Origin of the sequence: Desulfolutivibrio sp., assembly GCF_036584575.1 — a bacterium.
Taxonomy (GTDB): domain Bacteria; phylum Desulfobacterota; class Desulfovibrionia; order Desulfovibrionales; family Desulfovibrionaceae; genus Desulfolutivibrio.
The window spans coordinates 3088-6847 of sequence record NZ_JAZHDB010000040.1 but is presented as its reverse complement, the minus strand read 5'-3'; the positions used below and the strand labels follow the sequence as shown (position 1 = coordinate 6847).

At 68.1% G+C, this 3760-nt stretch carries 3 protein-coding genes; 2 read left to right on the top strand and 1 reads right to left on the bottom strand.

From position 1 onward, the window contains the following. Positions 1-141: 141 nt before the first annotated feature. Positions 142-1548 carry a lactate utilization protein B gene (locus V3572_RS03245; protein ID WP_332109538.1) on the top strand — a complete coding sequence of 469 codons (1407 nt, stop codon included), beginning with the start codon at positions 142-144 and terminating at the stop codon, positions 1546-1548. Then, positions 1545-2243 (top strand): LutC/YkgG family protein, encoded by a 699-nt coding sequence (locus V3572_RS03240; protein ID WP_332109537.1) that lies wholly within the window; start codon positions 1545-1547, stop codon positions 2241-2243. Before V3572_RS03245 ends, V3572_RS03240 begins: the two co-directional genes overlap by 4 nt. Positions 2244-2351: 108 nt before the next feature. Here V3572_RS03240 and V3572_RS03235 read toward each other — a convergent pair whose 3' ends face one another. Then, positions 2352-3587: an HDOD domain-containing protein gene (locus V3572_RS03235; RefSeq protein ID WP_332109536.1), complete on the bottom strand. Its 1236-nt coding sequence runs from the start codon at positions 3585-3587 to the stop codon at positions 2352-2354. Positions 3588-3760 lie beyond the last annotated feature (173 nt).

Genomic DNA, 3760 nt, shown 5'->3' with positions numbered 1-3760 from the left:
AGCAGGGCGGCGGTGACGCGGGTCTTGCCCACGCCGGTGTCGGTTCCGGTGATGAGCCACGACCCGGCGACGGGGGGTCCGGGGGAATGATTCCCCCCGGGCGGGGTACGGGGCAGCAGCCCCGATCATACAAGGATACCTATGGACACATTCGAACAACGCGCTGAAAAAGCGGCGGCGGATATGCGGCTGCGCGGCGTGCTGCAGCGCGCGGCAGGCGTGTTGCGCGGCCTGCGGGAGCGCGCGTTCGCCGATTTCGAGGATTTCGAGGCGGCGCGGCAGCGGCTTCGCGAGGCCAGGCTTCGGGCGGTGCTGCGGCTGCCGGAGATGCTGGCCAGGCTTGAGGAGCGGGTCACGGCGGCAGGCGGCGTGGTGCACTATGCCGGGGATGCGCGCCAGGCCAGGGAGATCGTGGTGGGTCTGGCCCGGGAGCGGGACGTCCGGCTGGTGGTCAAGGGCAAGTCCATGATCAGCGAGGAGATCGGGCTCAATGGGGCGTTTGCGGCGGTGGGCATCGAGTCCGTGGAGACGGACCTGGGGGAATACATCATCCAGCTTGCGGGCGAAGGCCCGTCGCACATCATCTCCCCGGCCCTGCACAAGTCCAAGGACGAGGTGGCGGCGCTTTTTTTGGAGAAGCTGGGCCGCACGGCGGACACCGCCCCGGAGCTGACGCGGATCGCCCGGGAGGCGCTTCGGGAAAAATTTCTGGCGGCGGACATGGGGGTCACGGGCGCGAACATGGCCGTGGCCGACACGGGCAGCGTGATCTTGCTGGAAAACGAAGGCAACATCCGCTTTTCCACCACCTGCCCCCGGGTGCATGTGGCGGTCATGAGCATCGAAAAGGTGGTGGAGACGCTCGGCGACGCCGGGGACGTGCTGGCGCTTTTGCCGCGTAGCGCCACGGGTCAGCGTATGCCGGTCTATTTGTCGGTCTTCACGGGCCCGCGCCGGGCGGACGAGGCGGACGGGGCCGGGGAGTTTCATCTGGTGCTTCTGGATAACGGCCGCAGCCGGATTCTGGCCGATCCCCTGATGCGCGAGATGCTTTTGTGCGTGCGCTGCGGGGCCTGCCTGAACGTGTGCCCGGTGTACAAGACCATCGGCGGCCATGCCTACGGCTGGGTCTATCCGGGCCCCATGGGATCGGTTTTGACGCCGCTGCTCATGCCCTCCAGGGAGACCTTCGCCCTGGCCCACGCCTGCACCGGCTGCGGGGCCTGCCGGGAGGCCTGCCCGGCGGGCATCGACCATCCGGGGCTGCTTTTGGAGCTGCGGCGGCGCGGCGCGGAGGACATGGGTTGGTGCGGCCGGGGCGAACGCCTGCTGGCCGGGGCGGCGGCAGCCACGCTCACGCGCCCGCTGCTTTACCGGGGGCTCATGGGCGGCCTGCGGGCCCTGGACCCGGGCCTTGCGGCGCTGTCCAGATTTCCGGGCCTGCGGGCGTTTGCCAGGAGGCGGATGGTTCCCAGGCTCAAGCCCCCCTTCTGGACCCGGGCCAAGGCGTCGGCCCGGGCGAGGCTGCGCCGGGGAGGCGACCGATGAAACCGTCCGGAAAATGCACTGTCCCCGACGCCCGTGCGGCCATGCTGGCTCGCCTGGAGGCGGCCCTTTCGGATGCGCCGCGCCCGCCGGAACAAACGTCGGCCCCGGCGGCCCAGCAGATCGACCAGCCAGACGGCGACGCCCTGCTGGCCGCCTTCCTGGGCAATCTGGACATGGCCGGGGTGACCCACTACACGGCCGCGACCCCGCAGGAGGCGGCGGACGCAATCCGGTCATATTTACGCGCCGCAGGGGCGCACCGCGTCGCGGTCTGGGAGGGGGACGTGCTTGCCGGGATGGCGGGATTCGACGTCCCGGGGGTGGTGCGCGACATGGGGCTGGCCGTGGCCACGCCCCACGGGGAGCGGCCATGCCCGGACGCGGCCCGGGCGGAGGTGGGGATCACGGGGGCGACGGCGGGTCTGGCCGCGACCGGGACCGTGGTCGTCACCAGCGGGCCGGGCATGCCCCGGTCGGTGTCCATCGCGGCCCCCGCGCATATGGCGCTTATGCCGCAAAGCCGCATCCTGCCCGACCTGGCGGCCTATTTTGCGACGCTTTCCCCGACCGCCGGACTCCCGTCGGCCATCCACGCCATCTCCGGGGCCAGCAGCACCGGTGATATCGAATTCGTGTACGTCAAGGGAGCCCACGGCCCGGTGGCCGTGCATGTGATCGTGCTGGGCTGGCGGTGACCCGCCGTCTGCCGTAATGCGAAAGCGGCGTGCGACGCCCCGGTCGGCTGGCCGATACCCGGACTTTTTGGAACATGGAAAAGGAGCTTTTTCGAGAGTTGCGCCGCGTCAGACGAAGGCGCTGAGGGTCTTGGCGGCCTGTTCTTCGAACTCCGTCAAGATCCCGGGCAGCATCTGCATGTCGATGCCGAGCGTCTCCCAGGCCGAGGCCTCGAAGGGCGGCAGCACATAGAGGTTGCCGACGGGGATATCCATGGCGTTGGCCAGAAGGTCCGCCACATGGATGATGGCCGCCTGCTGGGGATTCCCCGCCTCGGCCGGGCTGTGGTGGTGGTTGATGCCGTCGCTTATGCCGCCGGGGAAGCGCCAGTGGGCCAGAAGGGGTTTGCTGACGTCGGTGTGGATGTAACCGAATGTCGCACGCTCGGCCTCAACGACCGGCACCCGGTTTTCCCGGGCGTACAGCAGGGCGTCGGTGGAGGCGTAGGGCATTTTCTTGAAAAGGATCAGCCGCCCGGCATCGTGCAAAAGCCCCTCCACAAAAAACCGTTCCACGTTGTTGATCCCGACGGCGTTGGCCAAAAGCTTGGCCAAAAGCCCGCATGATATGGCGTGCCGCCAAAAGGACCGCATGTCCACCAACTCCGGGGGGATGCCCTTGAAGTAGTTGATGGCCGTCACCCCCAGGGCCAGGGTGGAGATCTGGTCCATGCCGATCAGCGCCACGGCCCGGTCAATCGTGTCCACGGCCCCGGAAAAATTGTACAGCGGGCTATTGGCCAGCCGCAAAAGCTTGGCCGACAGGCTGACGTCCCGGCTGATCAGGGCCGTGATGCGGCCCACGGAGGATTTCGGCGAATCCATTTCCTCCTTGAGCTTGAAATAGATGTCCGGAAACGAGGCCAGTTCCGTTTCGTGGGCCACCAGCCGGGCCGGGGCCGCAATCTCCATGGGCATGACGTCGGAGAGATGCTCCACATTGACCGCCCGCCGCTCCTCCAGGGACGGCAGGGCCACGCCCCGGGCCATGTCCAGGGCCACGGCCCCGGCCACATGCCGATAAAGGGCCAGGACCACGGGATGGTCCGGGTCCAGGAAGGCGAAAAAGTCGCTGGCGTAGGCGGCCGCCCCCTCCAGGTGTTGGTTGACTGCGTCCTGGTCGGGGGGGGCGCCCCCTGAGGCGTCGTCGACGTCCACGCCCGTGACCCCGAGCCTGCGGAAGATGTCCAGATGGCGGGGGCCGATGACCTGTCCGGCGGGCAGGACAAGCCGCCCGTCCGGGGTGGCGACGTCCTCCGCCGCGACCATTCCTGGAATGATGGCGTCAATGGGGAGAAGCGGCATGGCTCACCCGCCTTGAGGCGCTACGGCCGTACCCGGCAGCGGCACGGGGACGTTGCGCGAGAGCGCCCGGAAATATGTGATGACGTTTGGCATCGGTCCCTGGATTATTTGGTAGCCCATGCTTGCCGTGCAACACCCTAAAGACACGACTGTGGTTTTTACTCATTCCCTGC